This is a genomic window from Qipengyuania gaetbuli (assembly GCF_020524765.1).
Taxonomy (GTDB): Bacteria; Pseudomonadota; Alphaproteobacteria; order Sphingomonadales; family Sphingomonadaceae; genus Qipengyuania; species Qipengyuania gaetbuli_A.
In genome coordinates this window covers 452,954-478,091 of sequence record NZ_JAIVLR010000001.1, presented here as the reverse complement: position 1 = coordinate 478,091, position 25,138 = coordinate 452,954, and the positions used below count along the sequence as shown (strand labels likewise).

The window sequence follows — 25,138 nt, the reverse complement described above, 5'->3', positions numbered from 1 at the left end:
GATGAAGGCGCCTTCGTTCAGCGTCCGATCTCTTTAGCGACCGCGTCGAGGATGCCGTTGACGAACTTCGCCTCGCGGTCGTCGAAGAAGGCCTTGGCGACATCGACATATTCGCTGATCGCGGCGGCCATGGGCACGTCGGCGCGGGCGAGCAGTTCGTAGCTGCCGGCGCGCAGGATCTGCAGCATGGTCTTGTCGAGACGGGCGAGCGTCCAGCCAGAGGCGAGGCGCGCGGCGATCAAATCGTCGATCTCGCCGCGGCGGGCATCGACGCCCTTCACGATATCGTCGAAGAACTCGACATCGGCCTCGGCATATTCCTCGTCCTCGATCACCTTGCCGAGGCGATGCTGGTGGAATTCGTCGAGGAGGCGGGCGGTGGCCGTGCCTTCCATCTGCTGCTGGTAAAGCGCCTGGACGGCGCCAAGGCGGGCGGCGCTGCGGGCTTGCGAACGGGGGTTGTTGCTCATGACAGTCTCTTGGAAATCGAAAGGGCGTGCGCTGGGAGGCCTTCCGCCTCGGCAAGGCGCACGGCGGCGGGCCCGATGGCTTCGAGCGCGCCCTGGCTGGCACCGATGAAGCTGGTGCGCTTCATGAAGTCGAGTACCGACAACCCGCTCGCAAAACGCGCGCGGCGGCCGGTGGGAAGGACGTGGTTGGGCCCGGCAATGTAGTCGCCGACGGCTTCGGGCGTATTTCGGCCGAGGAAGACGCTGCCTGCATGACGCAGCTTCGCGAACAGCGGCTCGGGATCGTCCACGGCGATCTCGACGTGTTCGGCGGCCAGCCGGTCGGCGAGCGGTATCGCGTCATCGAGGCTGTCGACCACGACGATCAGGCCATGCGCGTCCCAGCTGGCCCGTGCCGTCTTGGCGGTCGGCAGCTTCATCAGGGCAAGGTCGACCGCATCTTCGACCTGCGCAGCAAAACGCGCATCGTCGGTGATCAGGATCGACTGGCTGGTCGGGTCGTGTTCGGCCTGGCTCAGGAGGTCGGCGGCAATCCATTCGGGATTGTTCTTCCCGTCCGCGATCACGAGGATTTCGCTCGGCCCTGCAACCATGTCGATGCCGACCACGCCGTAAAGCTGGCGCTTGGCTTCCGCGACCCAGGCATTGCCGGGGCCGGTCACGACATCGACACGCTTGATGCGCTGCGTGCCATAGGCGAGCGCGGCCACGGCCTGCGCCCCTCCGACGCGGTAGATCTCGTCCACCCCGGCGATATGCGCGGCGGCCAGCACCAGCGGGTTCACCTCGCCCTTGGGCGTGGGGGTCGTGACGACGAGGCGCCCGACGCCTGCGACCTTGGCGGGAATGGCGTTCATCAGCAGCGAGGACGGATAAGCCGCGCGCCCGCCGGGGACGTAGAGGCCCGCCGCATCGACCGCGGTCCAGCGCGCGCCGAGCCGCATGCCGATGGCATCGGTATAGTCGCGGTCTTCGGGCAGCTGGCCTTCATGATAGGCGCGGATGCGCTCGGCAGCGGTTTCCAGCGCCTCGCGCAGGTCCGCGTCGAGCGCCTTGTAGGCTTCCTCGCAGGTTTCCTTCGAGATCGACCAGTCGTCCTCGGTGGAGAGATTGTGGCCGTCGAAGCGCGTGGTGTACTCCACCAAGGCCTTGTCGCCGCGTTCGCGCACCTCGTGGAGGATGGCGGACACGTCGCGGCCGACCTGCGTGTCACTTTCGCGGCGGTCGCGCACGACCTTGGTGAACTTCGCCTCGAAGCTTTCGTCGCTCGTCTTCAGCAGCAGCATCAGGCGGCGCTCCGCTCTTCGCTGATGGCGCGGAAGGTTTCGACCAGTGCGGCGACGCGCGGATCGGTCTTCAGCGCGGCGCGGTTGACGATCAGGCGCGCGGAAATGTCCATGATGCGGCTGGTTTCGACGAGCCCGTTCTCGCGCAGCGTCGTGCCAGTCGAGACGAGGTCGACGATGCGGCCTGCAAGTCCCAGTTCCGGCGCGATTTCCATCGCCCCGTTCAGCTTCACGCACTCGGCCTGGATGCCCATCCGCTCGAAATGGCGGCGGGTGATGTTGGGATACTTGGTCGCAACGCGCAGGTGGCTGGCGCTGCCGGTGTCTTGCGCGCCCTTCGGCTCCGCCACGGCGAGATGGCAGTGGCCGATGTCGAGATCGACCGGCGCGTAGAGTTCGGCATAGTCGAACTCCTCGATCACGTCGGACCCGACGATGCCCAGTTGCGCTGCGCCATGCGCCACGAAAGTCGCTACGTCGAAGGCGCGCACGCGGATCAGCCGCATGTCGTCGCGCGTCGTGGCGAAGGTGAGCGAGCGGTTGGCCTTGTCGTGAAAGCCATCCTCGGGCACCACCCCGGCACGCGCCATCACGGGCAGCGCCTCGTCGAGGATGCGCCCCTTGGGAATGGCAAAGGTCAGGCTGTTGGTCATTGCGTGGCGGCAGATAGTGACACGAGGCAGAAAGGGCAACGCATATGGCTGACGGCGCGGTAATGGAAATCGTATCGGTGCCGGAAGCCATCGAATGGCAGGCCCGCCATGCCGAGAATGCCGGCGCTCCCGGAACGGCGATGGTGGTCCGCGCACTGCTGGCGCTGGAGGGGAGCGATGCGGCCACCGCGCGGCGAATTTTCGCCTGGCAGGGACTGTCGCTGCGCGATGCCATGCCGCTGCGTATAGCGGGCGGCATCCATAACTTGCTGCTGACGGGAGAGGAGCCGCGGCTGGCGGACGTCTATGCCGGACGCGTCGCCTCGCAGGCCGATGTCGATGCGCTGCTGCTGGAGATCGTGGAGGCGCATGACGCGCGCCTGATGCCGTGGCTCGACGGGCCGCCGCAGACCAACGAGGCGGGCCGCTCGGCCAGCTTTGCCGCGGCACTGTTGTGGCTGGCGGACGGGCGGACGACGCCGCGCTTCGAATTCCTCGAAATCGGGGCGAGCGCGGGCATCAACACGATGATGGGCCGCTATCACTACGATCTCGGCGGGGTCGAGACGGGCCCGTCGGCCAGCCGGATGCGGATTGCCCCCGAATGGCGCGGCAATCCGCCGCCTGCCACTGCCATCGAGTTCGCCGATGCGCGCGGTAGCGACATCGCGCCGGTCGACCTGACCGACGAGGCCGAGGCGCTGCGCCTCAAGAGCTACGTCTGGCCCGAGGCGACCGGCCGCATGGCGCGGATCGATGCCGCGATTGCGCTCGCCAGGCAGATGCCGCCAGACATCGAGCGCATGGATGCAGGCGACTGGGTCGAGCAGGAACTGGCGCGCGAGCAGGAGGCAGGCGTCACCCGCGTGCTCGCCCATTCGATCATGTGGCAGTACCTGCCTGATGCGACACAGGCGCGGATCGAGGCGGCGATGCAGGAAGCTGGCGCGCGTGCGGATGCGGATCACCCCTTCGCCCATGTCAGCCTCGAAACCAATCGCGAGACTTTCGCCCACGAACTCAAGGTGCGTTACTGGCCCGGCGGGGAGAGCCTGGTGCATCTCGCCAATGCACATCCCCACGGCGCGTGGGTGGAGTGGCTCGGCGGCTAACCGGTACGCGCGAAGAATTCCTCCATCGCGGAATTGACCGCATCGGGCGCTTCCCACGGCACGAAGTGGCCGCAATCGGGCACCTTCACCAGCGTCAGGTCGGACACGTGCCGGTCCAGCTCGTCGGTATTCTCTGGCGGCAGGGCGAGGTCGTCCTGTGCCCAGATTACCAGCGTCGGGATGGTAATCGGCGGGAAGGGCGCGGGCGCCCAGCCTTCGGGCACTTCATAGGGCGCATCGAGCGGCGGGATGTCGATCGGGCTGGCGCGGTACCAGTTGAGCATGGCGATGGCCGCGTCGCGGTCCTGCCAGTCCTCCAGCAGGCGCATGCGCTCTGCCGGTTCCATCTTGTCGGGCGCGTCCCAGCGGATCTGATCCTCGAGGATACCGAAGAGGCCTTTCTCCTGCACCAGCGCCTCCTTCGCCGGATCGCGGAAACCGCGCATGTACTGGCTCGCCTCGCGCTGGACGGGGGAGGTGTAGAGCAGCTTCTGGAAGACCGCGTGGTGCGGTGCGTTGGCGACGACCGCGCGCGTGACCTTGCCGGTCATCTGGCCTGCCATCGCCACGCCCCAGGCGATCGCGCCGCCCCAGTCGTGGCCGACGATGGTGAAGGTGTCGACGCCCAGCGCGTCCGCCAGCAGGAAGACGTCGCCCACGATCTTGTCGGGCGTGTAGCTGTCCACGCCTTCGGGCTTGGACGAGCCGCGATAACCCCGCTGGTCGGCGGCGATGCAGCGGTAGCGGTCCTCGAAATGGGCGATCTGGTGGCGCCAGGTCCGGTGGCTTTCGGGAAAGCCGTGCAAGAAAATGAGCACCGGCGCATCGCGCGGGCCGGTGTCGACGGTGTCGAGCTCGATGCCGTTGGCGAGCGTGACGCGGGTCTGAGGCCAGTCCATCAGTCTTCCGCCTGCATCTTTTCCATGTAGCCCGCGGCCACCATGGCGGCGACCTGGTCGAACATGGCATCGGGCGTGCGGCGGCTTTCGCCCATCGCCTGCTCCATGCCTTCGGCCACGATGATCTCGCGCTCGCCCGCTTCGACTGCGTCGATGATACGGCGGGCGGCCTCTTGCGGGGGGATGCCGTTGTCGATGACCTTGTCGCTGCGTCCGCGCTTGCTGCCGTCGGCAGTCAGTGCGTTCCGGCTGACATCGGTCGCGACCGATCCGGGGCACACGACGTGGACGGCGACGCCGCTCTGCGACAATTCGCCGCGCAGCGCGTCGGCATAGCCGATGAGGCCGTGTTTGGCTGCGCAATAGGCCGTGCGCATGGGCACGCCGACCTTGCCCGCGATGGAGGAGATGAACATCAAATGCCCGCTGCCGCGCGCGGTGAAATGCGGCAGCAAGGCCTGCGTCGCGGCGATCTGCGCGGTGAGGTCGACCTCGATGATGTCGCGGTAGACCTGCATCGCGGTGTCGACCGCCGGGCTGCGCTGCGAAATTCCGGCATTGGCAACGAAGATATCGACATGGCCCTTCCAGCCGGTGGCCTTGTCCGTCGCGGCCTGCATTGCGGCTTCGTCGCGCACGTCGAAGGGCAGGAGGAGCGTTTCGGTGGGCAGGCTGGCGGCGACTTCGGCAAGGCGCGCCTCGTCGCGGCCCGACAGGATGATTGCTGCACCGCGCGCGGCCCATTCCTTCGCCAGCGCGGCCCCGATCCCGCTCGATGCGCCGGTGATCCAGGCGGTCTTTCCCTCGAAACTCATGTGGTCCCCCTCAAGGATAGGTAACGGTCTTCGGCTCGCCTTCCGGCAGTTCGATGCGCTCGTCGCTATCGCCCGGGATTTCCGGGAAGCGGTGGTTGCGCCAGTCTTCCTTGGCTTGCTGGATGCGCTCGCGGCGCGAGCTGACGAAGTTCCACCAGGCATGACGCTTGGTCTCGAACGCCTCGCCGCCCAGCAGCATGACGCGCGCACCGGTCCTGCTTTCCAGCGTCATGTCGCGGCCGGGCTGGAGGATGTTGAGCGTGTATTGCTCCAGCTCGTGCCCGTCGACGCTCGCCTCGCCGCCGACCAGCATCAGCGCGCGTTCGTCAGCGTCTTCCTCGATCGGGATGGCGCCGCCCGCTTCCAGCATGATCTCGGCATAGATGGTGTCGGCATAGGTGGTGGTCGGCGCGCGTTCGCCCCACAGCTCGCCCATGATGACGATGGCCCGGGCGCGCCCGTCCTCGACGATGGGAAGTTCGGTCACCGCCTCGAAGGCCGGGTCGATTTCCTCGCGCCCGTCGGGCAGGGCGAGCCAGGTCTGCATGCCGTAGAGCTTGGGCCCCGCCTTGCGCTCTGCCGCGGGCGAGCGTTCGGAATGCACGATGCCGCGCCCGGCGGTCATCAGGTTGACCTGCCCCGGACGGATGGTCGAGACGCTGCCGATACTGTCGCGGTGCTCGATCGCGCCCTCGAACAGCCAGGTCACGGTGGCGAGATTGATGTGCGGATGCGGGCGCACGTCCATGCCCGTGCCGAGGTCGAGCTGCGCAGGCCCGAACTGGTCGACGAAGATGAAGGGACCGACCATCGTCCGCTTCTTGGCCGGGAGAACCCGTCGGACCTCGAACTGGCCGAGGTCGTGGGTTGTCGGCGTAAGCGTCAGGTCGATCTGGCTCATTTCGGTTCCCTTATGGTGTCGGTGCGGATGCCTGGATGGAGAGGGCGTGGACGCGCTCGCCCGGAATGTCGCCCAGCGCGCGGTTGACCATGCGCTGGCGCTCGAGGCGGCTCTTTCCGGCAAAGGCGGGTGCCTCGATCACGACGGTGAAATGCGATTCGCCGCTGCCGTCGTCGCCGGCATGGCCGTGGTGCTTCGCGCTGTCGTTGATCACTTCGAGGCGCGTAGGCGCGAAAGCCGCGGTCAAAAGCCGTTCCATCTCCTGCTGAACCGGTCCTGCCATGCGTTCGCTTCTCCTTGCTGCCTCTTCCCATACAGCGTTTCGCTCCCCATCCTAGAACGAATGCGCCAGACAAAGTTTCACGGACGGCACGAAGCCGAAGGAAGAACCTGCGATCATCCCGCCTGCACCGAGGCAGGCGAATTCCGCGCTCCGGGCACGGCCGGGCACGGCTTCGACGGGCCGGGCAGCTGGCGCTGGATGTGCCTGGAGCACGTGCGGGAATTCAATGCCGGATACGACTGGTTCGAAGGCATGACGGCAGAGGAAATCCTCGAGGCGCAGGCCCCGGCGAGCGGCTGGCGCACCGAAAGCCCGAGCTTCCGTCCCACTGCCGGCGTCGACGGAATGCCGCGCTGGGCCGATTACGACGACCCGCTGGAAGCGATCTCGGCGCGCGCCAACGGCATCAAGAGCCGTGCGCGTAGGCAGGCCGAGATGGCGATGGACGGACGCTTTAGCCGGGAAGAGGCAGAGGCGCTCGACACGATGGGCCTCGGGCTGGACGTTGACCGCACCAGGCTGAGGCGGCGCTATTCCGAACTGGTGCGCCGCTACCACCCCGACCGCAATGGCGGCGACCGCACCCACGAGGCGCGGCTGGGCAAGGTGGTCGAAGCTTACCAGACCCTGCGCAAGAGCCGCGCGATCGCCTGATCAGCCGCCTTCGCACAGCTCCGCGAGCTGGGCGGCGCAGGCGCTCCACCCTTCCTCGAAACCCATCTCGGCATGCTGCCGCATGGTTTCCTCGCTCCAGTGACGGGCGCTGGCGGTGTAGCGCGTGCCGCCGCCCTCGGGCTCGATTTCCCAGATCCCGACCATGAAGGGACCGGCCGGTCGGAAGTCGCTGGTGACCGCATCGGTGGTGACGAAACGGCGGCCTTCCTCCCACGCGAGGAAGATACCTTCCTGCGGCATTTCCTCGCCCTCGGGTCCGCGCATGATCATGGCGCTGCGACCGCCCGGGCGGCGTTCCTGCGCGATCATCTCGATCGACCAGGGGCGGGGGCACCACCATTCTTCCTGCCGGTTGGCCATCACGTCCCAGACCTTTTCCGGCGGGGCCGCGATGAAGCGGGTGACGGTGATTTCGTTCACGTCAATTGCCTTTTCTGGCCGCATCGATCGCAGCGACATCGATCTTGCCCATCGTCATCATCGCTTCGAAGGCGCGTTTGGCTTCGTCGCCGCCCGCCTGGTTCGCTTCGAGCAGGGTGCGCGGCGTTATCTGCCAGTTGAAGCCCCATTTGTCCTTGCACCAACCGCAAGCGCTTTCCTTCCCGCCGTTGCCGGTGATGGCGTTCCAGTAGCGGTCAGTCTCGGCCTGGTTCTCGGTCAACACCATGAAGCTGACGCTTTCGTTCGGCTTGAACATGTCGCCGCCGTTGAGGCCCGAGAAGGCGCGGCCGAGCACGGTAAAATCGACCGTCAGCGCATCGCCCTTCTTGCCGCCGGGAAAGTCGGACGGCGCGCGGAAGACGTGGCCGACCGAACTGTCCGGAAACGTCTCGGCATAGAAGCGCGCAGCCTCTTCGGCGTCGCCATCGAACCACAGGACAGTGGTGAATTTGGAAATTTCACCCATTTTGCTGCTCCTCGATAAGGGCCATGTCGATGGCCTTGGCCTCCTTGTAGGCCGTGCGTTCGCGCAGCCGCGCTGCATAATCCTCGAACACGGCGCGCTTGGGGATGGAGCCGAAATTGAGCCCCCAGTCGACCTGGCTGCCGACATAGACATCGGCCATGGTGAAGCGGTCGCCGCAGACGAAATCTCGGCCCGTCAGCAGCGTGTCGAAGGTGTCCATCGCCCGCTCGTAACTGCCGTAGCCGAGCATGCCCTGCTTTTGCGGATCGTCGACCGACCAGCCCATCGCGCGCGACACCACGGCCTGTTCGACGGGGCCGGCAGCGAAGAAGAAATAGCGGAAGTAATCCGCCTTCTCGTCGGGCAGGGGAAGCAGGCCCCGCTCGGGGTGCATTTCGGCAAGGTAGTGGCAGATCGCCGCGGTTTCGGTGACGACGTGGATATGGTCGCCCCCGTGATGGTGGACGAGCGTCGGCACCTTGCCGAGCGGATTGGCCTCAGTCAGGCCGGCCGGCTTGTTCATCCAGTCGACCAGCTCGGTGGCATAGTCCGCGCCGACCTCGTGCAGCGCCCAGCGCGCGATCTGGCCCCGACTCATCGGATTGGTGAAGAAGGTGTATTGCGCCATGGCTCAGGCCTCCTTCCACACCAGCGGTTCGAACCCGCCGTAGATCATGCGCTTGCCGTCGAAGGGCATGTCGCTGCCGTCGGCCGCGCCGAAATTCTCCGCCATGCGCGGGTCGGCCATCATCTTGTCGTGGCTGGCGTCGGCGGTTTCCTTGTCGTCCCAGGTGACCCATGAGAACACGATCTTCTCGCCTTCTTCGCATTTGACCGCGCGGCGAAAATCGGTGGTGTGCCCGTCGGGCACGTCGACCTCCCAGCATTCGACCTGCGACCTTGCGCCGTAGTCCTTGGCGATGTCCCAGAACTTCTCGGCGACCTCGCGATAGGCATCCTTCTTGTCAGCTGGGACGGCGAGTACAAATCCGTTCACATACACCGGCACTCTCCTCTCGCCGGCAGCGTAGCAGCAACATTCTGGAATGCGGCATCAATTCTGCCGGAAGGCCCATCGCAGCGTCTTGCCCATGCCCCAGGTCGCCGCACGCGCGGGGATCGCGGCAAGGCCCGGGCGCTCGAGCCCCAGCATCGAGCGGGCAAAGGGGGGCAGCAGGGCGACCGCCTCCGCGCCGAGCAGGGCCTGGACTGCGGGCGGCGAGCCTTCGGGCTTTTGCGTCAGGACCAGCTGCGCCACCTCGCGTGCCTGCGGAGAGGCGCGCAAGTCGCCGCGCAGCTCGCGGAACAGCACCTCCGCCTCGCGCCGGTCCATCGGGACGGGATCGGCCCCCAGCGCGCGGGCGATGACGGCGAACTGGCGGTAATATTCGTCCTGTTCGTGTCCGGGCATGTCGGGGCGCACATGGCGCAGGTATGCGGCAAGGAAGCTGGTCGCCTCGGCCACGTGGACCCAGGCCAATGTGCGCGGATCGGACGCTTCGTAGCGCGTGCCGTCGGGCAGGGTTCCGCCGACCGCTGCGTGGATGCGGTTGACCCGCTCGATCGCCGCCTGCGCATCGTCGCGGTGGCCGAAAGTCGTGACCGCGATGAACCTTGCCGTGCGGCGCAGGCGCCCGTGCATGTCCTCGCGGAAGTTGGAATGGTCGAGCACGCCCTGAAGCGCATGGGGATGGAGCATCTGCAGCAGCAGGCTCCTGATCCCGCCGACCATCATCGCCACGATATCGGCATGGACCATGCGGATGGGCGAATGCTTGTCGAACAGGGCATCGTCCGACACCGGCACCGGCTGTTCGCCGCCCTCGATATCGTTGAACACGCCGCGCACGCGATCGACCAGTTTCAGGCGAATGCGCTCGGATAGAGGTTCTTGCGGCATCGCGACCCAATATAGGCTTGGCTCGGCCGAGATAAATCCCTACCTCGCCCATGCGATGAACGAGATGACCGACAAGACCTTCGACGCGGCCGCCAGGACCGTCCTTCCCGCACCCGATACCGAAGTCGACGTCCGCGAGACGTTCGGCATCGACATCGACTGGAAAGTCCCCGCCTTTTCAAAGCCGGACGAACGCACGCCCGATCTCGACGAAAGCTACGTGTTCGATCCGGACACCACGCTCGCCATCCTCGCCGGCTTCGCGCACGACCGCCGCGTGATGGTGCAGGGCTATCACGGCACCGGCAAGTCGACCCACATCGAACAGGTCGCCGCGCGTCTCAACTGGCCGTGCATCCGCATCAACCTCGATGCGCATATCAGCCGTATCGACCTCGTCGGCCGCGATGCCATCGTGCTGCGCGACGGCTTGCAGGTGACCGAATTCCGCGAAGGCCTGCTGCCCTGGGCGCTGCAGCACCCGGTCGCGCTGGTGTTCGACGAATATGACGCAGGCCGTCCGGACGTGATGTTCGTGATCCAGCGCGTCCTCGAACAGCAGGGCAAGCTGACCCTGCTCGACCAGAACCGCGTGATCCGCCCTGACCCGAACTTCCGCCTCTTCGCCACTGCCAACACGGTCGGCCTCGGCGATACGAGCGGGCTTTACCACGGCACGCAGGCGATCAACCAGGGACAGATGGACCGCTGGAACATCGTGGTCGGCCTCAACTACCTGCCCGCCGAGACCGAGCAGAAGATCGTCGAGGCGAAGAACCCCGACATCGATCCCAAGATCCTCGCCGACATGATCAAGGTCGCCGACCTGTCGCGGCAGGGCTTCATCAACGGCGATATCTCGACCGTGATGAGCCCGCGCACGGTGATCACCTGGGCGCAGAACTACGCCATCTTCAAGGATGTGGGTTTTGCCTTCCGCCTTTCCTTCCTCAACAAATGCGACGAGGAAGAGCGCATGCTGGTGGCCGAATACTACCAGCGCGTGTTCGGCGAAGACCTGCCCGAAAGCGTGGTCGGGAAGAGTTAATCTTCAAGCCACTATGAATAGCTGTGTTGACCTGATAACACAGTAGGCAATGGGCGTTCTCGATTCCATCTTTCGCAGGCGACGGGCAGAACCCGAGGTGCAGGGGCACCGCGGTTTCTATTCGCTTCACGACGGTTTCGACGACGATGCCTGGGAAGCGCGCTGGGACGATCTCGACAGCGCGGTCGCCCGCAAGGAAAAGGAACGGCTGCGCCCTTGGCAGCGCGATTACTGGCGCGACCGCCGGAAACGCTGGTGGGCCGTCCGGATAGTCGCCGGCCTGATCGGGCTGTTCATCCTGCTGGTCGGCTGGCTTGCCATCACGGCGCCGCTGTCGAAATCGCTTGAACCAATTGCGCCGCCGCAAATCACGCTTCTGGCCGCCGATGGAACGCCGATTGCCCGCAATGGCGCGATCACGGACGAGCCGGTCGATGTCTCGCAATTGCCGCCGCACGTGGTCGAGGCCTTCCTCGCGATCGAGGACCGGCGCTTCTTCGATCACTGGGGCATCGACCCGCGCGGCATCGCCCGCGCTGCCTTTACCGGCACCGGCGGCGGCAGCACGATCACCCAGCAGCTCGCCAAGTTCACCTTCCTTACTCCCGAACGCACGCTGACCCGCAAGGCGCGCGAGGCGATGATCGCCTTCTGGCTGGAGGCCTGGCTGACCAAGGACGAGATTCTCGAACGCTACCTCTCGAACGCCTATTTCGGCGACAATGTGTATGGCTTGCGGGCGGCAAGCCTGCACTACTTCTATCGCCAGCCGGAGAATCTGCGGCCCAACCAGGCAGCCATGCTCGCCGGCCTGCTGCAGGCCCCCAGCGCCTATGCCCCGACCAAGCACTACGACCGCGCAGCCAAGCGCATGGGGCTGGTCGTCCAGTCGATGGTCGCCGCGGGCTACATCACCGAGGGCGAGGCGCGCGCCATGCGGCCGCCCGCGCTCGACGTCCGTATGAAGAGCGACCTTCCCACCGGGACCTATTTCGCCGACTGGGCGCTGCCCGAGGCGCGCAAGCTGTCGGAAACCGGCTATTCCCGCCAGACGCTGACGACCACGCTCGACAGCCGCCTCCAGAACATCGCCCGCCGCGTGACCTCGCGCGCTCCGCTAGGCGGGGCGCAGGTGGCGCTCGTCGCGATGCGTCCCAATGGCGAGGTCGTGGCGATGATCGGCGGCAAGGATTACGAGAAATCGCCGTTCAACCGCGCGACGCAGGCCAAGCGCCAGCCAGGGTCGACGTTCAAGCTGTTCGTCTATCTCGCCGCCCTGCGCGACGGGTGGGAACCGGGCGACCGGATCGACAATACCGAGATTACGCAAGGCAGTTATCGCCCCAAGAATTCGCGCGGTCGCTATTCGGAAAGCCTGACGCTGGAAGATGCCTTTGCCCAGTCGAGCAACGTCGCAGCTGTCCGCTTGCTGGGCGAGGTCGGCAGCGACAAGGTCATCGAGACAGCGCGCGATTTCGGCATCACCGCGCCGCTGACAGAGGGCGATCCCAGCATGGCGCTGGGCACCTCGACCATGACCCTGCTCGAACTCACCGCTGCCTATGCGGGCGTCGCCGCCAATGCCTATCCGGTCGAGCCGCGCGCATTCGCCGCGCCGGAGCAGAGCTGGTTCGAATGGCTGGTCGATGGCCCGTCCACCTTGCCGAGCAGGGTGCACGAGGACATGCAGCGGCTGCTGCGCGCGGCGATCAATCGCGGTACCGGCTCTGCGGCGATGCTGTCGGTCGCGAATTTCGGCAAGACCGGCACCACGCAGGACAACCGCGATGCCCTGTTCGTGGGCTATGCGGGCGACCTGGTAGTCGGCGTGTGGATCGGCAATGATGACAATTCGCCGCTCAACGGCATTTCGGGCGGCGGCCTGCCCGCGCGCATCTGGCGCGATTTCATGACGCAGGCGCTAGGCTCGGGTGCGGGCGGCGACAGGCCGGGACCCCGTGCCAGCGAAGATCCCGGTGGCCCGGTCGAGCCGCTCGACGTGCCAAATCTCGACGATATTCCGCTGGGCGACGGCAATTCGCGCCTGCGCATCCGCGATGGCGAGGCCGTGTTCTCGACCGAGATCGATGGCGTCCCCGTCGATATCCGGCTTGGCGAGGAAGGTGTCGCGATCTCCGAAGAGGCGATTGAGGAAGCGCGGCGCAGGGCAGAGGAACAGCGCAACGAAGCGGTCCGGCGCGAACTGGAGCGCCAGGGCCAGCTTGAACCGGCGAACTAGCCTTCGCTATCCGCCATCAGCACGTTCATGACTGCCGTGGCGATGGGCCGGGCGGGGTCGTCCTGCCAGGCTTCCACAGTGATATTCGCGCTGCGGCGCCCGAGCTTGGTGATGCGGCCACGCGCAAAGCTCTCGCGGCTCTTGCCTGCGGACAGGTACTGCACCGTGATGTTGATCGGCTTGAGCATGGCCTCGCGCCCGCTGCGAGCGAGTTCGGCGCGTAGCGCGGCATAGCCTGCCGTTTCCAGCAGGCCCCCGGTGGCCCCGCCATGATAATGCTCGGGTCGGCCTTCGACCGCTTCGTCGAAGGCGACGCGCATCACGGGCATACCGTCGTCCCAATGCGCCAGCTCGATGCCGAGCGAGCGGGCATAGGGCGTCAGCACGCCGAGATCGCCGGGCTCATTGGCCATTGGGGACCCCCCGCGTGTCCTTGCCGCCGATCTTCATGAAAACCGCCTGGATGTGCGCCACCGGATCGTCCGCATCCCCGTCATGGGCAAGCCCGCGCACGAAAGCGGCGCTGCGGGTTACGCGGTAGCATTGGGACCGCCCGAAAACCGCCGCGCCTTCGCGCGCCGGACGCACGTAATCGACCCGTAGGTCCAGCGTGGCGATTGGCTCGAACCGGTCCATCGCCTTCCAGATCGCGAGCCCGCTGGCCATGTCCATCAGGCTGAGGATCGGGCCGGAAGCCAGCACGTGCTGCCCTTCCTCGCCCAAAAGGTCCGTACGCCACGGGAGCTCCAGTTCCACCCAGTCTTCACCATGGGAGGAATACTTCAGGCCCAGCCATCCGGAATGGCCCCGGCTGGTCAGGAAAGGCGTTGCAGCCTTGGGATCGAAACGCGGCGTGTCGCTCATGGTGGGGCGCGCGATAGCCACCGGTTCCCGCCCATTACAATCTTTTAATTCGATCCTTTGCCTCCGCACCTCCAGCCGTGGGGGGCGCGAATGGAGGGAAGGGCAATTCTGCCGGCCCGCGCGCAAGGGGTCACAACAATGGAACTACCCAAGATCGACATCGCCAGCCTGCCTGGCCTCGAGACAGCAACCGGCCTGTTCGGCAGCCTGTCGGCAGGCAGCGGACCGAGCGTGGACGACCGGATCGTCGTCATCATGGTCTATCTCTACGAACTCGTCCCGCCGGAAGCGCTGGTCTAGGGCCGGGACAACGCAATGCGGATCAGTCCGGAATTGCGCGCGCTGCGAGGTGACACCGCCTCGCAGCGCAAGGCGCAGGAAGCGCTGGAGGCAGCGCGCGATAGCTGGCGCCACGGCACTGCGGCCGAGGTGCTCGGGGAGCTCGCGCGATATGGCGATGGCGCTGCCCTGGACGATTGCCCGGCGCTGGGCGCGCTGTTCGATGGGTGTGCCGATGCGACCGAGTTTCTTGGCTCGCTGGTCGACGACCTGCTGGCAGCGCTTCGCGAGCATCCGCTCGGCCAGGTTCCCTTGCGGCACCAGCACTCCGACGGGATGAGCGTGCTGCAGCTTGCCCAATCGGGGAGCGCCACGCTGACCTTGCTGGCCTACGCCGACACCGGCGCCGAGCCACCCGCATCGGCCTGCTTTGCGGGCGGGGAGCGGCATGAGGCGATACTGGCCGGGGCAGCCGACGTCCTCTTGCTCGAACTGCTGGAGGAGCGGGACGGGAAAGCGGCGATCGATTGCAGCGCGCGGTGCATTGCCGCCGGCGACGTGCTGCAATTCGCCGGTCCCGCCCGGACGAAATCGGTTCGCAGGGTGCACGGTTGGCTGGTCGTCCTTCGCCTTGCCCGGAGCGATGCGGTGCCGTGCGAGGCGCGCGAATACGCGCTCGACGATGGCCGCCTCGTCCATCGCGCCAGCGGTTCGCGTAGCGAAAGCCGCCACGAAATGATGCTCGCCCTGCTGGGCCGGATGGGGCGCAGCGATGCTGCTGCGGTCATGGCTGCGATGACCCGTGAAGGAAGCGAGCATATCCGCTGGCAGGCGCTGCGCGAATGCCTTGCGCTCGATACCGCAGCCGGCTTCTCGACCCTCGGCGCGCTTGCCCGCGATCCTGCCGATCCGCTCTCGGCTCCGGCAGGCGCGCTGCGCGCCCAGCTTGTCGAAACCTATCCCTCCCTTGCGCATGTCGAGGATCTGCCATGCCCCGCTTGATCGTAAACGAAGACACGATGTCTCATGGCCTTGAGGCCTGCCTCGACCAGCTGGGCCGCGACTTCGAGCCCGGCGACGAGGACAGTCTCGCCAACGCCGCCAGCGCCTTGAAGAGGCTCGCCAACGACAGAGATTTCCTCGGCGACCTGCTGATTGCCCAGCTCAGGAATCGTCACCGCGAGGGAGGAGGCGACAGCGGCTATGGTCCGCAGTCGATTGTCCTGTCGCCCAATCGCGGCGGCCATTTCCTGCGCGCGAATATCTGGCCCAGCGAGGACGAGGCGTGCTTCCGGGCGAGCGGAGCGAAGACTTTCGTCTACGGCATCCCGCACGACCACAATTTCAGCTTCCTTACCGCCGGCTATTTCGGGCCGGGCTATCTTAGCGATTACTACGAGTACGACTACGAGGCCGTGGCGGGATATTGCGGCGAGAATGCGGGGCTGCGGTTCGTCGAACGGTCCGCGCTGGAGACGGGCAAGCTGATGCTGTATCGCGCCCACCTCGACGTCCACGCGCAATTGCCGCCCGAGAGCCTCTCGGTCTCGCTCAACGTCATGCATATCGACCCTGCGCAGGGGTGGTATGATCAATACGGCTTCGACCTCGACAGCAATGCGGTCACGGGCATCCTCAATCCGACCTCGACCGAATGCTTCATGCGCTGCGCGGTGGGGCTGGGTGGAGAGGACGCGCTCGACTTTGCCGATTGGACCGGCCGCGCGCATCCGAGCGACCGGATGCGGCTTGCCAGCTACGAAGCGCGCGCGGGACTGCTGGGCGTGGCCGGACGCGACGCGCTGTGGCGCGAAGCGGAAGGCGCGGGCAGCGCTATGGTGGCGAAAGAGGCCGCGCGCAGGCGTGCGGCTCTCGAAGAAGCTACCAGAGCACCAGCAATGTGACGATGAACAGGAAGGCGATGAAGGCGAGGCCGATCAGCCTCGCTGCCCTTTGTATTCTGGTGCGGCGAATTCCCCCCTCGCCGACGTAGACGTCGAACACGTCGAACAATCCCAGCATTTGCGACCCTTCCCCCTTTCAAAAACCTCCCCCTGCGAGCGCGTCTATGGCGCCCTGCAGGATGACCGCTGCCGCATGGGCATCGATGCGTTCGGCCCGCTTGGACCGGCTCATGTCCTGGCCGATCATCGCTGCCTCCGCACTCGCGGTCGACCAGCGTTCGTCCCACAGCAGCACGGGCAAGTCCAGCGCTGCTGCGATATTTCGGGCATAGGCGCGGCTGGCCTGCGCACGCGGGCCCTCGCTGCCGTCCATGTTGCGCGGCAGGCCGATGACGACGCCCTTGATCGAGCGTTCGCGCACCAGTTCGCGCAGCTTGCCGCTGTCCTGCGTGAACTTGCCCCGCTGGAGCGTCTTGCCGGCCGTTGCGTAGCGCCAGCCGGCATCGCAGGTGGCGACGCCCACCGTCTTGGTGCCCACATCGAGCCCCAGCAGCGCGCCGCCATCGGCCAGCGCATCGCCGAAATCGAGCCGGTTGTCGGTTACGATCGGGCCGTCGACCACGCCTTGACCCGCCTGATCACGTCTTCCTGCAGGTTCTTCCAGAACAGCGGGATATCGTACACGTGGTAATTGCCGCCCGGCAGAACACCCGGGCCGAGATCGGGGGCGTCCCCGATCCGTAGGATGCCAGAGGCATCGCAGCGGGCCCCGATCGCACCCGGCACCAGCTCTGCCGAGCCCATCGTCGCGTCGGGCTTCAGCGTGCCGAGATTGTCGCTTGCGGGGGCCGAGCCGCCAGTCATGCCGGTGAGCGGATTGACGCACAGGATCGGGTCTTCGGGGCCGCGCGGCTCGCCATCGAGGCCGGGCAGAGCACTGTAGCGCTGCAACAATTGGCCGGGATCGCCATCATCGGCGAAGCTGGCGAAGGAAATCAGGCAACCTGCCTGTCCCGGAGCCGCGCAGGCGGGAATCGGCAGGGCGGGCAGATCGTGTTCGACCGAGATGGGCCAACCCGGAGCATAGACGGCGGCGATGCGCGCTTCTGCCGGAGTGCCGGCCAGCTTTTCGCGGAGCAGGCGCAGCACATGCACCGAACCCTGGCTGTGGCCGGCAAGGACGATGGGTTTCTCGTCATCGACGCTTTCGAGGAAGTAATCGAAGGCCTGCGCCACATCGGCATAGGCCGCGTCGATGGCCATTTCGGCATCGGGCTTGTCGCTTAGGAAAGCGCCGACCGAGGCCTGCCGGTACTTGGGCGCCCAGATTTCGTCCGCCCGGTTGAAAGGGCTGGCCAGTCCGCGCAGGAATGTGCGGGCCAGCGTGTCGGTTTCCTGATCATCCAGCGGCGCGTTCCAGTCACCCAGCGCGCCCTTGGTGTAGCTGGTCGGCGGCACGAAGAAGACCGCGAAGCCGGGCACCTCGCTGGCGCGCGCCGGATCGCCGCGGCGCGAACCGACCGTCTCGAGATAGTCGGGGCTACCCACGCTCTGCTCGGCGGCGGGCGCTTCGGGCGAAGGGGTGCGGGTGGCGGGATCGGGCGGCGTCTCTGCCACGGCTGGCTGGTAGCGCGCCGGATCGTCGGTCCCGATGCCGGGACGCGAATACCACATCGCCGGATCTTCATAGGCGTTGGCAGCCAAGGCCTCCTGCTCAACGAACTCGCCGCGCGGGACGAAGGCCATGTCGGTCAGCTCGCGGCCATAGATCGCAAGGCCGATCGCGCCGACGACGACGACCGTGATGATGATGGCGATGAGGTAGAGAAACTTGCGCGCCATCTCAGGCCGTCGCCTCCTGCGGTTCTGTCTCGCCTTCTGCATCGAGCCGCGCGGACCGGCGCTCCAGCGCGACCTTGATCATGGCGAGCATCGGATCGGCCAGCGCGAGGCCGAGGATGCCGAACAGGACGCCGAAAATCAGCTGCGCGGAAAGGACGAGCCCGGGTGCCAGGTCCACCGTCTTCTTCGCGATCATGGGCACAAGGACGTAGCCGTCGAAGTTCTGGACGAGGAAATAGACGAAGATCGTGTAGAGTCCCATGTCGACCCCGCCCGAGAACCCGACGAGGACCATCAGCACGCCCGAGATGATGGCGCCGATATTCGGGATGAAGGCAAGCAGGCCGGTCAGCAGGCCCAGCAGGGCAGCCATGGGTACGCCGTAGATCGCGAGCAGGGCCCAGGTGAATATGCCTTCCGCCACCATGCCGACGAGGCGCCCGGCCAGCAGGCGGCGCAGCGTATAGGCCTGGTAGCTCAGCGTATCGTAAAAAGCCTCGCGCCGGTGCGAAGGCACCATCCAGGCAACGCCGCGCTCGTAGATGCGCGGGTCGATGGCGAAGTAGATGCCGATGATAACGATCAGCAGGACCGTCGTCAGCCCGCCGAAGATGCCGCCGATCGCCTTGGTGACGGTGCCGACGCCGCTGGCCATGCTGCTGGCGAAATTCTCGATATTCTCGGTGTGGATGGCAAAGCCCTGGTCGCGCATATAGGCGATCAGCTTGCCCAGCTGTTCGTTGATGATCGCGGGGAATTGCGCAGCCTGCTGCGAGATCTGCGAGCCTGCGAAATAGCCCAGCCAGAGCAGGAATGCGGTGGCAAGCAAGAGCACGATGGCGACGCGCCAACTGCGCCCGATGGGCAAGAACTTGCCCAGCAGACGCGCGCCGCCGTCGACCATGCAGCCGAATACCATGGCTCCGAAAATGACCAGCAGGGACTGGGAAATGTGGACCGCCAGCGCGATCAGGCCGATGACGAGGCCCCAGACCAGCGCGCGCCCCGCTTCGAAACGCAGGCGTGGATCGCCGATGTATGCGGGGCTCTTGCCCGGGTGGTCTTGGGCCGCTGCGATTGTCCGGTCGGGTTCGTAGGAAGGCCCTTTTTCAGACATTTACCGCTGATTCTCCTGCGCGACTGCCGGACGCAGGGTGGTCCACGCGCGCCCTTCGCGCAAGCTCGTAAACCAGGTCACCGGGTTGAGCGAGGTCGTCCCGTCGAGCGAGAAGGTGATGAATTCGGCACGGCCGCCGATGTTTTCCAGCGGAACCGGGCCCAGGAGCCCGCGCGAGGAATTCAGTTCGCGGCTGTCGGACGAATGGTCGCGGTTGTCGCCCATCACGAATACGTGGCCTTCGGGAATGGTCATCTCGTCGAAATTGTCGAGTTCGGTATTGGCGTGATCGATCACGAGATAGTTGGCGCCATTGGGCAGCGTTTCGCGCAGGACGGGAACGCGGCAGACATCCTTGCCGCTGTCGTCGGTAACGAGGAAGGTCGGGTCGCCGAAGCCGTAGCAGGTAGAGTTCGCGTCGACTGGAAGGTCGCGCGCGGGTTCGACGGCCTGAGGCACAGGGTTCCCGTTGAGGATGATGCGTCCGCGGCGGACCTCGATCTTGTCGCCGGGCAGGGCGACCACGCGCTTGATGTAATCCTCGTCCCGTTCGGGGTGCACGGGGATCACGATGTCGCCATATTCGGGCGTGGACCCCATCAGACGCCAGTCGCCGCGCGGGGCAAGGTGGAAGCTGACCGAGGACCAGTTCCAGCCATAGGGATACTTGCTGACCACCAGCCGGTCCCCGACCAGCAGGTTGGGCAGCATCGATTCCGACGGGATGTAGAACGGCTTCGCCACGAAGCTGTGAAAGGCGAAGACTGCCAGCAGCATCAGGAACAGGCCGCGCAGTTCGGCGAGCCAGTCGACTTTCTCGTCGGTCTTCTCGGTGGTCTTGGGTTCGGTCACGGCGGGGGTATCGGTACTCAAAGGGGATAGGCCTCGATGATGACGAAGGCCTGCGCCCATGGATGATCGTCGGTGAGGGTGAGATGAATGCGCGGCTCATGGCCGTGCGGCACCATTTCGGCAAGCCTTTGCGCAGCGCCGCCTTCGAGCGCCAGCGTCGGGGCGCCCGAGGGCGCGTTGACGACGCCGATATGCTTCATGAAGACGCCGCGGCGAAAGCCCGTGCCCACGGCCTTGGAAAAGGCCTCCTTGGCGGCGAACCGCTTGGCGTAGGTTCCGGCAATGGTGAAGGGCCGCCGCCGCGCCTTGGCGATCTCGATTTCGGTGAAGACGCGCTGCTCGAAGCGGTCGCCGAACCGGTCGAGCGAATTCTGGATACGCTCGATATTGCAGAGGTCGGAACCCATTCCGATGATCATAGAACTCTCATGAGAATAAGGCCCAGCATGGCAATCATCATCCAGTGCAGCCACACCTGGGTCTTCACCAGCGGGTGGTCGATCTGCCCTCCCGAACGCTTGAACGAGCCGGCGTATCCGATGACCTGGATAATCGGCCAGCCGATGGCGAAGGCAAGGAAGGTCTGGCGCGATATCGCGATGCCGAGAAGCGCGATGCTCAGCAGGAAGGGAATGACGGCAGCCGCCGCCCAGAATTTCTCCGCGCGGGTCAGGCCGGACTCGTTCACCGGGCCTCGTCCATCAGCTCGCGCATGTGCCGCACGGCCTGTTCCAGCCCGACGAACACCGCCTCACCGACAAGGTAGTGGCCGATGTTGAGCTCCGCGATCTGCGGGATGGCGGCGATGGGCTGCACGTTTTCGTAAGTGAGGCCGTGGCCGGCGTGCGGCTCGATCCCGTTCTTGGCGGCAAGCGCGGCCATGTCGGCAATGCGCTTCAACTCGCGCGCCGTTTTCTCGCTGTCGCCGGCAAGGTGCGCGTGGGCATACTCGCCGGTGTGGAACTCGACCACGGGGACGCCGAGCTTGAGTGCCGCGTCGAGCTGCCGTTCGTCCGCCTCGATGAAGAGCGAGACGCGGATGCCGTTGTCCTTCAGTTTCCACACGATCGGGGCGAGCGTGTTGTGCTGGCCGGCCGCGTCCAGCCCGCCTTCGGTCGTGCGCTCTTCCCGTTTTTCCGGGACGATGCAGGCGGCGTGCGGCCGGTGCGAAAGCGCGATTTCGAGCATTTCCTCGGTCGCGGCCATTTCCAGGTTGAGCGGCAAATCGGTCGCTTCCTGGATGCGGCGCAGGTCCGCATCGCGGATGTGGCGGCGGTCTTCGCGCAGATGCGCGGTAATGCCGTCACCGCCGACCCGGGCAACGATTTCGGCAGCGCGCACCGGATCGGGATGGTCCCCTCCGCGCGCGTTGCGGATGGTCGCGACGTGGTCGATGTTGACCCCGAGGCGCAAGGGGCGGGTCAAGCGGCGCGGCTCCCCGGCTTGGTCACCGGCACGGCTGCGAGTTCCGCGGGCAGTTCATCCTCGGCATAGGTCGGGAAGTTGATGTCGATAAGCGGGAAGAACGGAACGCCGAGATCGGCCGTGCCGTTGCTGCGGTCGACCAGCGCCACCTCTGCGATTACTTCACCTCCTTCGCGCGCGACGGCGTCGATCGCCTCGCGGCTGGAAAGACCGGTGGTGACGACGTCTTCGACCATCAGCACCTTTGCGCCTTCATCGATGCGGAAGCCGCGGCGCAGGTGGAACACGCCGTCGGGGCGTTCAAGGAACATCGCGTCCTTGCCCAGTGCGCGGCCCATTTCCTGGCCGATGATGATGCCGCCCATGGCCGGGCTGATCACGACATCGATCTGGCTGCGGATTTCGCGCGGGATCTTCTGAGCCAGCGCCAGCGCCAGCCGGCCGGCCCGGTCGGGGTTCATCAGCACGCGTGCGCATTGCAGGTAATGCCCGCTATGGCGCCCGCTGGAGAGCTTGAAATGGCCTTCGAGCAAGGCTTCGCTGGCACGGAATTCCTGGAGGATGTCGTCTTCGGTCATATGGCAAAGGCTCAAAGCGCCTTGCGGCCGATTGCGCAAGAGGCAAAGCGGCATGCACATTTTTATCGGTCAACCGCTTGAGGAGCGCGCCAGTCCTGCCTATAGGGCGGCCCAACCGGGCCCTGCTTGCAGGGTCGCATGCCCCTGTGCCGAATGCGTCCTTAAGGATGGTCGACCGTCGGGGTGGTCCGGAAGATGACATGACACGAAAGAGTGCCAAGACGATGAAAATTCTCGGTTTCCACCGGATTGTCGCCAGCCTTGCAATGGCCTTTGCACTGGTAGTCGGCGTGCAGCCTGCCCTCGCGCAGGAAGCTGCCGAAACCACGGCGACCACCCAGCTCGAATCTGTCGATCCGGCCGAAGCCGCCGACGTTGCCGATGCCGATGCGGTCGCTGAAGGCGCAGCCGCCTACACGCCGATGAAGCCGACCGAGGGAATCGGGATGCCGGTGGATCGCGGTTTCGACATCCAGCCGCAGTTCTCGGAAACCGGCGAATTCGCCTATGGCCTCCACGTGGGTCTCATCTGGGTGATGGTTGGCATCAGCGTCTTCGTTCTCGTGCTGCTGCTTTACACGGTGTTCCGTTACCGTCGTAAGGCGAACCCGGTTCCGTCGAAGACCAGCCACAACACGCTGATCGAAGTCATCTGGACTGTCGTCCCCGCACTCATCCTGCTCGCGATCGCGATCCCCTCGATCACGCTGATTGCCAAGCAGTACGAGCCGATCCCGAAGGATGCGATCACGGTCAAGGTGACCGGCTACCAGTGGTACTGGGGCTATACCTATCCCGACAACGGCGACTTCGAAATCATCTCGAACATGCTCGACGATGCCGAGGCAGAAGCCCGCGGCGAGCCGCACCAGCTGGCCGTCGACAACCGCATGGTCGTTCCGGTGGGCGTGCCGATCCGCATGCAGATTACCGCTGCCGACGTGATCCACTCGTTCGCCGTGCCGAGCCTGTGGTTCAAGCTTGACGCGGTGCCGGGTCGCCTCAACGAGAAGATCCTGATCATCGAGAAGCCGGGCGTTTACTACGGCCAGTGCTCCGAACTGTGCGGTGCACGCCACGCCTACATGCCAATCGCGGTCGAAGCTCTTCCGCTTGATCAGTACAACGCATGGGTCCTGGCGCAGGGCGGCAAGATCGCCGGTGCCGAAGAGGAGGGTGTCGAAGCCGCTCCCGCAGCAGCCCCGGTCCAGCAGCCGGAAAGCGCAGTCGAAGGTGCGGCCGGTGCCGGGGAACTCCCGGTCGAGAACCCGACCACCTGATCGACGTTTAGAACTAGTCCGACCGACGAACACGCATTCGAGAGTATAGCAAGATGGCCACTACCGCCGACAGCTTCCAGGCCCACCACGACGACCACGCGCACGATGCCGACCACAAGCCCGGCTTCTTCGCGCGCTGGTTCATGTCCACCAACCACAAGGACATCGGTACGCTCTACCTGATCTTCGCGATTATCGCGGGTATCGTGGGTGGCGCGATTTCGGGCATCATGCGCGTGGAACTGGCCGAACCCGGCATCCAGTACCTCCAGTACTGGGCGCAGCTCATGGGCGGTTCGACCGACATCGATGCAGCGCTCCACATGTGGAACGTGTTTATCACCGCGCACGGCCTGATCATGGTCTTCTTCATGGTCATGCCGGCGATGATCGGTGGCTTCGGCAACTGGTTCGTCCCGCTGATGATCGGTGCGCCGGACATGGCGTTCCCGCGTATGAACAACATCTCGTTCTGGCTGACCGTGGCGGGCTTCTTCTCGCTGCTGTTCTCGCTGTTCGTGCCCGGCGGTATCGGGCCGGGCGCCGGCGTGGGCTGGACCGTCTATGCGCCGCTGTCGACCACCGGTTCGACCGGCCCTGCCGTGGACTTCGCGATCTTCTCGCTGCACCTTGCGGGCGCAGGCTCCATCCTCGGTGCGACCAACTTCATCACCACCATCTTCAACATGCGCGCGCCGGGCATGACCCTGCACAAGATGCCGCTGTTCGTGTGGTCGGTGCTGGTTACCGCATTCCTCCTGCTGCTGGCCCTGCCGGTGCTTGCCGCCGCCATCACCATGCTGCTGACGGACCGTAACTTCGGCACGACCTTCTTCGACCCCGCAGGCGGTGGTGACCCGATCCTTTACCAGCACCTGTTCTGGTTCTTCGGCCACCCCGAAGTCTACATCATGATCCTGCCGGGCTTCGGCATGATCTCGCAGATCGTCGCCACCTTCAGCCGCAAGCCGGTCTTCGGCTACCTCGGCATGGCCTACGCCATGGTCGCGATCGGCGTCGTCGGCTTCGTTGTGTGGGCCCACCACATGTACACCGTCGGCCTCGACGTGAACACGAAGATGTACTTCACCGCGGCCACCATGGTCATCGCGGTTCCGACCGGCGTGAAGATCTTCAGCTGGATCGCCACGATGTGGGGCGGCTCGATCGAGTTCAAGTCGCCCATGGTCTGGGCCCTGGGCTTCATCTTCCTCTTCACCGTCGGCGGCGTGACCGGCGTCTACCTCGCCAACGGCGGCGTGGACGACGTAGTGCACGACACCTACTTCGTGGTGGCGCACTTCCACTACGTTCTGTCGATGGGTGCGGTGTTCTCGATGTTCGCCGGCTTCTACTACTGGTTCCCGAAGATGAGCGGCCGGATGCATTCCGAGCTCCTGTCGCACCTCCACTTCTGGGGCTTCTTCATCGGCGTGAACGTGATCTTCTTCCCCCAGCACTTCCTGGGCTGGCAGGGCATGCCGCGTCGCTATCCAGACTATGCGGATGCATACACCTACTGGAACGAGATCAGCACGCTCGGCTACATGATCATGGCCGCTTCGATGGTCCTGTTCTTCGTGAACATCCTGTATGCCTTCGTCGCCGGCAAGAAGGCCGAAGACAACTACTGGGGCGAGGGTGCGACCACGCTCGAGTGGAGCCTGTCGAGCCCGCCGCCGTTCCACCAGTTCAGCGAACTGCCGGTGATCGAGGACCACCACGACCACCACGACCACATTGGCGACGGCAAGCCTGCAACGGCCTGAGCGTAGCTATAGCTGGACATGACAAAGCGGCCGGTCCCAT

General features: G+C 65.6%; 32 protein-coding genes. 9 read left to right on the top strand and 23 right to left on the bottom strand.

Features of this window, described 5'->3' with window-relative positions:
• Positions 1 to 17 precede the first annotated feature (17 nt).
• The 3 genes from nusB to hisG are packed head-to-tail and all read right to left on the bottom strand — an operon-like array spanning position 18 to position 2,409.
• Entirely contained in the window at positions 18 to 470 is a 453-nt protein-coding gene (gene nusB / locus LC083_RS02520; protein WP_160607695.1) for a transcription antitermination factor NusB, read from the bottom strand.
• Positions 467 to 1,756: a histidinol dehydrogenase gene (gene hisD, locus LC083_RS02515; protein WP_226699054.1), complete on the bottom strand. Its 1,290-nt coding sequence runs from the start codon at positions 1,754 to 1,756 to the stop codon at positions 467 to 469. The genes nusB and hisD overlap by 4 nt, the downstream gene beginning before the upstream one ends.
• Positions 1,756 to 2,409, bottom strand: a complete 654-nt coding sequence (gene hisG, locus LC083_RS02510) for an ATP phosphoribosyltransferase (RefSeq protein WP_226699053.1) — start codon at positions 2,407 to 2,409, stop codon at positions 1,756 to 1,758. Before hisG ends, hisD begins: the two co-directional genes overlap by 1 nt.
• 44 nt (positions 2,410 to 2,453) lie before the next feature.
• Between hisG and LC083_RS02505 the strand changes: the two genes are divergently transcribed.
• On the top strand, positions 2,454 to 3,521 hold the full coding sequence (locus tag LC083_RS02505; RefSeq protein WP_226699052.1) for a DUF2332 domain-containing protein: 1,068 nt from the start codon (positions 2,454 to 2,456) through the stop codon (positions 3,519 to 3,521).
• Here the strand turns inward: LC083_RS02505 and LC083_RS02500 are convergent.
• Genes LC083_RS02500 through LC083_RS02485 form a run of 4 tightly spaced genes read right to left on the bottom strand, consistent with a single transcriptional unit; the run spans position 3,518 to position 6,419 of the window.
• Positions 3,518 to 4,420: an alpha/beta fold hydrolase gene (locus tag LC083_RS02500; RefSeq protein WP_226699051.1), complete on the bottom strand. Its 903-nt coding sequence runs from the start codon at positions 4,418 to 4,420 to the stop codon at positions 3,518 to 3,520. The two genes, LC083_RS02505 and LC083_RS02500, sit on opposite strands and share 4 nt — an antisense overlap.
• Positions 4,420 to 5,235 (bottom strand): SDR family NAD(P)-dependent oxidoreductase, encoded by an 816-nt coding sequence (locus tag LC083_RS02495; protein ID WP_226699050.1) that lies wholly within the window; start codon positions 5,233 to 5,235, stop codon positions 4,420 to 4,422. The genes LC083_RS02500 and LC083_RS02495 overlap by 1 nt, the downstream gene beginning before the upstream one ends.
• 10 nt (positions 5,236 to 5,245) lie before the next feature.
• On the bottom strand, positions 5,246 to 6,136 hold the full coding sequence (locus LC083_RS02490) for a pirin family protein (RefSeq protein WP_226699049.1): 891 nt from the start codon (positions 6,134 to 6,136) through the stop codon (positions 5,246 to 5,248).
• Positions 6,137 to 6,146: 10 nt separating this feature from the next.
• Positions 6,147 to 6,419, bottom strand: a complete 273-nt coding sequence (locus LC083_RS02485; RefSeq protein WP_226699048.1) for a BolA family protein — start codon at positions 6,417 to 6,419, stop codon at positions 6,147 to 6,149.
• Between the two features lie 60 nt (positions 6,420 to 6,479).
• Between LC083_RS02485 and LC083_RS02480 the strand changes: the two genes are divergently transcribed.
• Entirely contained in the window at positions 6,480 to 7,073 is a 594-nt protein-coding gene (locus tag LC083_RS02480) for a DnaJ domain-containing protein (protein WP_222553997.1), read from the top strand.
• Here the strand turns inward: LC083_RS02480 and LC083_RS02475 are convergent, their stop codons facing one another.
• From LC083_RS02475 to LC083_RS02455, 5 genes are read right to left on the bottom strand one after another with little or no spacing between them, the layout of a single operon-like run.
• Positions 7,074 to 7,514 (bottom strand): SRPBCC family protein, encoded by a 441-nt coding sequence (locus LC083_RS02475; RefSeq protein ID WP_226699047.1) that lies wholly within the window; start codon positions 7,512 to 7,514, stop codon positions 7,074 to 7,076.
• 1 nt (position 7,515) lies between these two features.
• Positions 7,516 to 8,001 carry a VOC family protein gene (locus tag LC083_RS02470; protein WP_226699046.1) on the bottom strand — a complete coding sequence of 162 codons (486 nt, stop codon included), beginning with the start codon at positions 7,999 to 8,001 and terminating at the stop codon, positions 7,516 to 7,518.
• On the bottom strand, positions 7,994 to 8,629 hold the full coding sequence (locus LC083_RS02465; protein ID WP_226699045.1) for a glutathione S-transferase family protein: 636 nt from the start codon (positions 8,627 to 8,629) through the stop codon (positions 7,994 to 7,996). Before LC083_RS02465 ends, LC083_RS02470 begins: the two co-directional genes overlap by 8 nt.
• Positions 8,630 to 8,632: 3 nt before the next feature.
• Entirely contained in the window at positions 8,633 to 8,998 is a 366-nt protein-coding gene (locus LC083_RS02460) for a DUF1428 domain-containing protein (protein ID WP_319003410.1), read from the bottom strand.
• A gap of 57 nt (positions 8,999 to 9,055) precedes the next feature.
• Positions 9,056 to 9,901: an oxygenase MpaB family protein gene (locus tag LC083_RS02455; protein WP_226699043.1), complete on the bottom strand. Its 846-nt coding sequence runs from the start codon at positions 9,899 to 9,901 to the stop codon at positions 9,056 to 9,058.
• A 55-nt stretch (positions 9,902 to 9,956) separates the two neighbouring features.
• Here LC083_RS02455 and cobS point away from each other — a divergent pair, with 55 nt between their 5' ends.
• Complete coding sequence (gene cobS / locus LC083_RS02450) at positions 9,957 to 10,949, top strand: cobaltochelatase subunit CobS (protein ID WP_222554004.1); 993 nt, start codon at positions 9,957 to 9,959, stop codon at positions 10,947 to 10,949.
• Positions 10,950 to 10,998: 49 nt separating this feature from the next.
• Complete coding sequence (locus tag LC083_RS02445; protein ID WP_226699042.1) at positions 10,999 to 13,188, top strand: transglycosylase domain-containing protein; 2,190 nt, start codon at positions 10,999 to 11,001, stop codon at positions 13,186 to 13,188.
• Here the strand turns inward: LC083_RS02445 and LC083_RS02440 are convergent.
• Both LC083_RS02440 and LC083_RS02435 read right to left on the bottom strand, forming a co-directional pair.
• Positions 13,185 to 13,601: a PaaI family thioesterase gene (locus LC083_RS02440; protein WP_222554006.1), complete on the bottom strand. Its 417-nt coding sequence runs from the start codon at positions 13,599 to 13,601 to the stop codon at positions 13,185 to 13,187. The genes LC083_RS02445 and LC083_RS02440 overlap by 4 nt on opposite strands.
• On the bottom strand, positions 13,591 to 14,052 hold the full coding sequence (locus LC083_RS02435) for a PaaI family thioesterase (protein ID WP_222554210.1): 462 nt from the start codon (positions 14,050 to 14,052) through the stop codon (positions 13,591 to 13,593). The genes LC083_RS02440 and LC083_RS02435 overlap by 11 nt, the downstream gene beginning before the upstream one ends.
• Positions 14,053 to 14,190: 138 nt before the next feature.
• On the opposite strand from LC083_RS02435, the gene LC083_RS02430 reads away from it, so the two are divergent.
• From LC083_RS02430 to LC083_RS02420, 3 genes are read left to right on the top strand one after another with little or no spacing between them, the layout of a single operon-like run.
• Positions 14,191 to 14,352 (top strand): hypothetical protein, encoded by a 162-nt coding sequence (locus LC083_RS02430; protein ID WP_170290007.1) that lies wholly within the window; start codon positions 14,191 to 14,193, stop codon positions 14,350 to 14,352.
• Positions 14,353 to 14,367: 15 nt separating this feature from the next.
• Entirely contained in the window at positions 14,368 to 15,333 is a 966-nt protein-coding gene (locus LC083_RS02425; RefSeq protein ID WP_226699041.1) for a hypothetical protein, read from the top strand.
• A complete protein-coding gene (locus LC083_RS02420) occupies positions 15,321 to 16,235 on the top strand; it encodes a transposase (RefSeq protein WP_226699040.1) in 915 nt (304 codons plus the stop codon). Before LC083_RS02425 ends, LC083_RS02420 begins: the two co-directional genes overlap by 13 nt.
• On the opposite strand, the gene LC083_RS02415 is transcribed toward LC083_RS02420, so the two are convergent.
• From LC083_RS02415 to pyrE, 9 genes are read right to left on the bottom strand one after another with little or no spacing between them, the layout of a single operon-like run.
• On the bottom strand, positions 16,213 to 16,353 hold the full coding sequence (locus tag LC083_RS02415) for a hypothetical protein (RefSeq protein ID WP_226699039.1): 141 nt from the start codon (positions 16,351 to 16,353) through the stop codon (positions 16,213 to 16,215). The genes LC083_RS02420 and LC083_RS02415 overlap by 23 nt on opposite strands.
• An 18-nt stretch (positions 16,354 to 16,371) precedes the next feature.
• Entirely contained in the window at positions 16,372 to 16,857 is a 486-nt protein-coding gene (gene ruvX / locus LC083_RS02410; RefSeq protein ID WP_226699038.1) for a Holliday junction resolvase RuvX, read from the bottom strand.
• On the bottom strand, positions 16,836 to 18,077 hold the full coding sequence (locus tag LC083_RS02405) for a DUF3089 domain-containing protein (RefSeq protein ID WP_226699037.1): 1,242 nt from the start codon (positions 18,075 to 18,077) through the stop codon (positions 16,836 to 16,838). The genes ruvX and LC083_RS02405 overlap by 22 nt, the downstream gene beginning before the upstream one ends.
• Before the next feature lies 1 nt (position 18,078).
• A complete protein-coding gene (locus tag LC083_RS02400; RefSeq protein WP_226699036.1) occupies positions 18,079 to 19,194 on the bottom strand; it encodes an AI-2E family transporter in 1,116 nt (371 codons plus the stop codon).
• Complete coding sequence (gene lepB / locus LC083_RS02395; protein WP_226699035.1) at positions 19,195 to 20,067, bottom strand: signal peptidase I; 873 nt, start codon at positions 20,065 to 20,067, stop codon at positions 19,195 to 19,197.
• The gene (acpS, locus tag LC083_RS02390; RefSeq protein WP_224830898.1) at positions 20,064 to 20,465 is read right to left on the bottom strand and encodes a holo-ACP synthase; all 402 of its coding nucleotides are present in this window, start codon (positions 20,463 to 20,465) and stop codon (positions 20,064 to 20,066) included. The genes lepB and acpS overlap by 4 nt, the downstream gene beginning before the upstream one ends.
• Positions 20,462 to 20,734 (bottom strand): hypothetical protein, encoded by a 273-nt coding sequence (locus LC083_RS02385; protein WP_226699034.1) that lies wholly within the window; start codon positions 20,732 to 20,734, stop codon positions 20,462 to 20,464. The genes acpS and LC083_RS02385 overlap by 4 nt, the downstream gene beginning before the upstream one ends.
• Complete coding sequence (locus LC083_RS02380) at positions 20,731 to 21,471, bottom strand: pyridoxine 5'-phosphate synthase (RefSeq protein WP_226699033.1); 741 nt, start codon at positions 21,469 to 21,471, stop codon at positions 20,731 to 20,733. The genes LC083_RS02385 and LC083_RS02380 overlap by 4 nt, the downstream gene beginning before the upstream one ends.
• On the bottom strand, positions 21,468 to 22,049 hold the full coding sequence (gene pyrE, locus LC083_RS02375) for an orotate phosphoribosyltransferase (RefSeq protein WP_226699032.1): 582 nt from the start codon (positions 22,047 to 22,049) through the stop codon (positions 21,468 to 21,470). Before pyrE ends, LC083_RS02380 begins: the two co-directional genes overlap by 4 nt.
• A 200-nt stretch (positions 22,050 to 22,249) precedes the next feature.
• Here pyrE and coxB point away from each other — a divergent pair, with 200 nt between their 5' ends.
• Both coxB and ctaD read left to right on the top strand, forming a co-directional pair.
• Entirely contained in the window at positions 22,250 to 23,329 is a 1,080-nt protein-coding gene (coxB, locus tag LC083_RS02370; RefSeq protein WP_226699031.1) for a cytochrome c oxidase subunit II, read from the top strand.
• A 53-nt stretch (positions 23,330 to 23,382) separates the two neighbouring features.
• Entirely contained in the window at positions 23,383 to 25,098 is a 1,716-nt protein-coding gene (gene ctaD, locus LC083_RS02365) for a cytochrome c oxidase subunit I (protein ID WP_226699030.1), read from the top strand.
• The last annotated feature ends 40 nt before the right edge of the window (positions 25,099 to 25,138 follow it).

Bases quoted from the DNA above. Each gene is read 5' to 3' on its own strand.
- LC083_RS02480 (WP_222553997.1), top strand. From the start codon at position 6,480: ATGCGCCAGACAAAGTTTCACGGACGGCACGAAGCCGAAGGAAGAACC.
- nusB (WP_160607695.1), bottom strand. From the start codon at position 470: ATGAGCAACAACCCCCGTTCGCAAGCCCGCAGCGCCGCCCGCCTTGGC.
- LC083_RS02465 (WP_226699045.1), bottom strand. From the start codon at position 8,629: ATGGCGCAATACACCTTCTTCACCAATCCGATGAGTCGGGGCCAGATC.
- coxB (WP_226699031.1), top strand. From the start codon at position 22,250: ATGACACGAAAGAGTGCCAAGACGATGAAAATTCTCGGTTTCCACCGG.
- hisD (WP_226699054.1), bottom strand. From the start codon at position 1,756: ATGCTGCTGCTGAAGACGAGCGACGAAAGCTTCGAGGCGAAGTTCACC.
- ctaD (WP_226699030.1), top strand. From the start codon at position 23,383: ATGGCCACTACCGCCGACAGCTTCCAGGCCCACCACGACGACCACGCG.
- LC083_RS02430 (WP_170290007.1), top strand. From the start codon at position 14,191: ATGGAACTACCCAAGATCGACATCGCCAGCCTGCCTGGCCTCGAGACA.
- LC083_RS02455 (WP_226699043.1), bottom strand. From the start codon at position 9,901: ATGCCGCAAGAACCTCTATCCGAGCGCATTCGCCTGAAACTGGTCGAT.
- LC083_RS02420 (WP_226699040.1), top strand. From the start codon at position 15,321: ATGCCCCGCTTGATCGTAAACGAAGACACGATGTCTCATGGCCTTGAG.
- LC083_RS02485 (WP_226699048.1), bottom strand. From the start codon at position 6,419: ATGGCAGGACCGGTTCAGCAGGAGATGGAACGGCTTTTGACCGCGGCT.
- LC083_RS02495 (WP_226699050.1), bottom strand. From the start codon at position 5,235: ATGAGTTTCGAGGGAAAGACCGCCTGGATCACCGGCGCATCGAGCGGG.
- LC083_RS02470 (WP_226699046.1), bottom strand. From the start codon at position 8,001: ATGGGTGAAATTTCCAAATTCACCACTGTCCTGTGGTTCGATGGCGAC.
- pyrE (WP_226699032.1), bottom strand. From the start codon at position 22,049: ATGACCGAAGACGACATCCTCCAGGAATTCCGTGCCAGCGAAGCCTTG.
- LC083_RS02490 (WP_226699049.1), bottom strand. From the start codon at position 6,136: ATGAGCCAGATCGACCTGACGCTTACGCCGACAACCCACGACCTCGGC.
- cobS (WP_222554004.1), top strand. From the start codon at position 9,957: ATGAACGAGATGACCGACAAGACCTTCGACGCGGCCGCCAGGACCGTC.
- LC083_RS02505 (WP_226699052.1), top strand. From the start codon at position 2,454: ATGGCTGACGGCGCGGTAATGGAAATCGTATCGGTGCCGGAAGCCATC.
- LC083_RS02445 (WP_226699042.1), top strand. From the start codon at position 10,999: ATGGGCGTTCTCGATTCCATCTTTCGCAGGCGACGGGCAGAACCCGAG.
- acpS (WP_224830898.1), bottom strand. From the start codon at position 20,465: ATGATCATCGGAATGGGTTCCGACCTCTGCAATATCGAGCGTATCCAG.
- LC083_RS02500 (WP_226699051.1), bottom strand. From the start codon at position 4,420: ATGGACTGGCCTCAGACCCGCGTCACGCTCGCCAACGGCATCGAGCTC.
- LC083_RS02400 (WP_226699036.1), bottom strand. From the start codon at position 19,194: ATGTCTGAAAAAGGGCCTTCCTACGAACCCGACCGGACAATCGCAGCG.
- LC083_RS02440 (WP_222554006.1), bottom strand. From the start codon at position 13,601: ATGGCCAATGAGCCCGGCGATCTCGGCGTGCTGACGCCCTATGCCCGC.
- LC083_RS02425 (WP_226699041.1), top strand. From the start codon at position 14,368: ATGCGGATCAGTCCGGAATTGCGCGCGCTGCGAGGTGACACCGCCTCG.
- LC083_RS02435 (WP_222554210.1), bottom strand. From the start codon at position 14,052: ATGAGCGACACGCCGCGTTTCGATCCCAAGGCTGCAACGCCTTTCCTG.
- LC083_RS02415 (WP_226699039.1), bottom strand. From the start codon at position 16,353: ATGCTGGGATTGTTCGACGTGTTCGACGTCTACGTCGGCGAGGGGGGA.
- LC083_RS02405 (WP_226699037.1), bottom strand. From the start codon at position 18,077: ATGGCGCGCAAGTTTCTCTACCTCATCGCCATCATCATCACGGTCGTC.
- hisG (WP_226699053.1), bottom strand. From the start codon at position 2,409: ATGACCAACAGCCTGACCTTTGCCATTCCCAAGGGGCGCATCCTCGAC.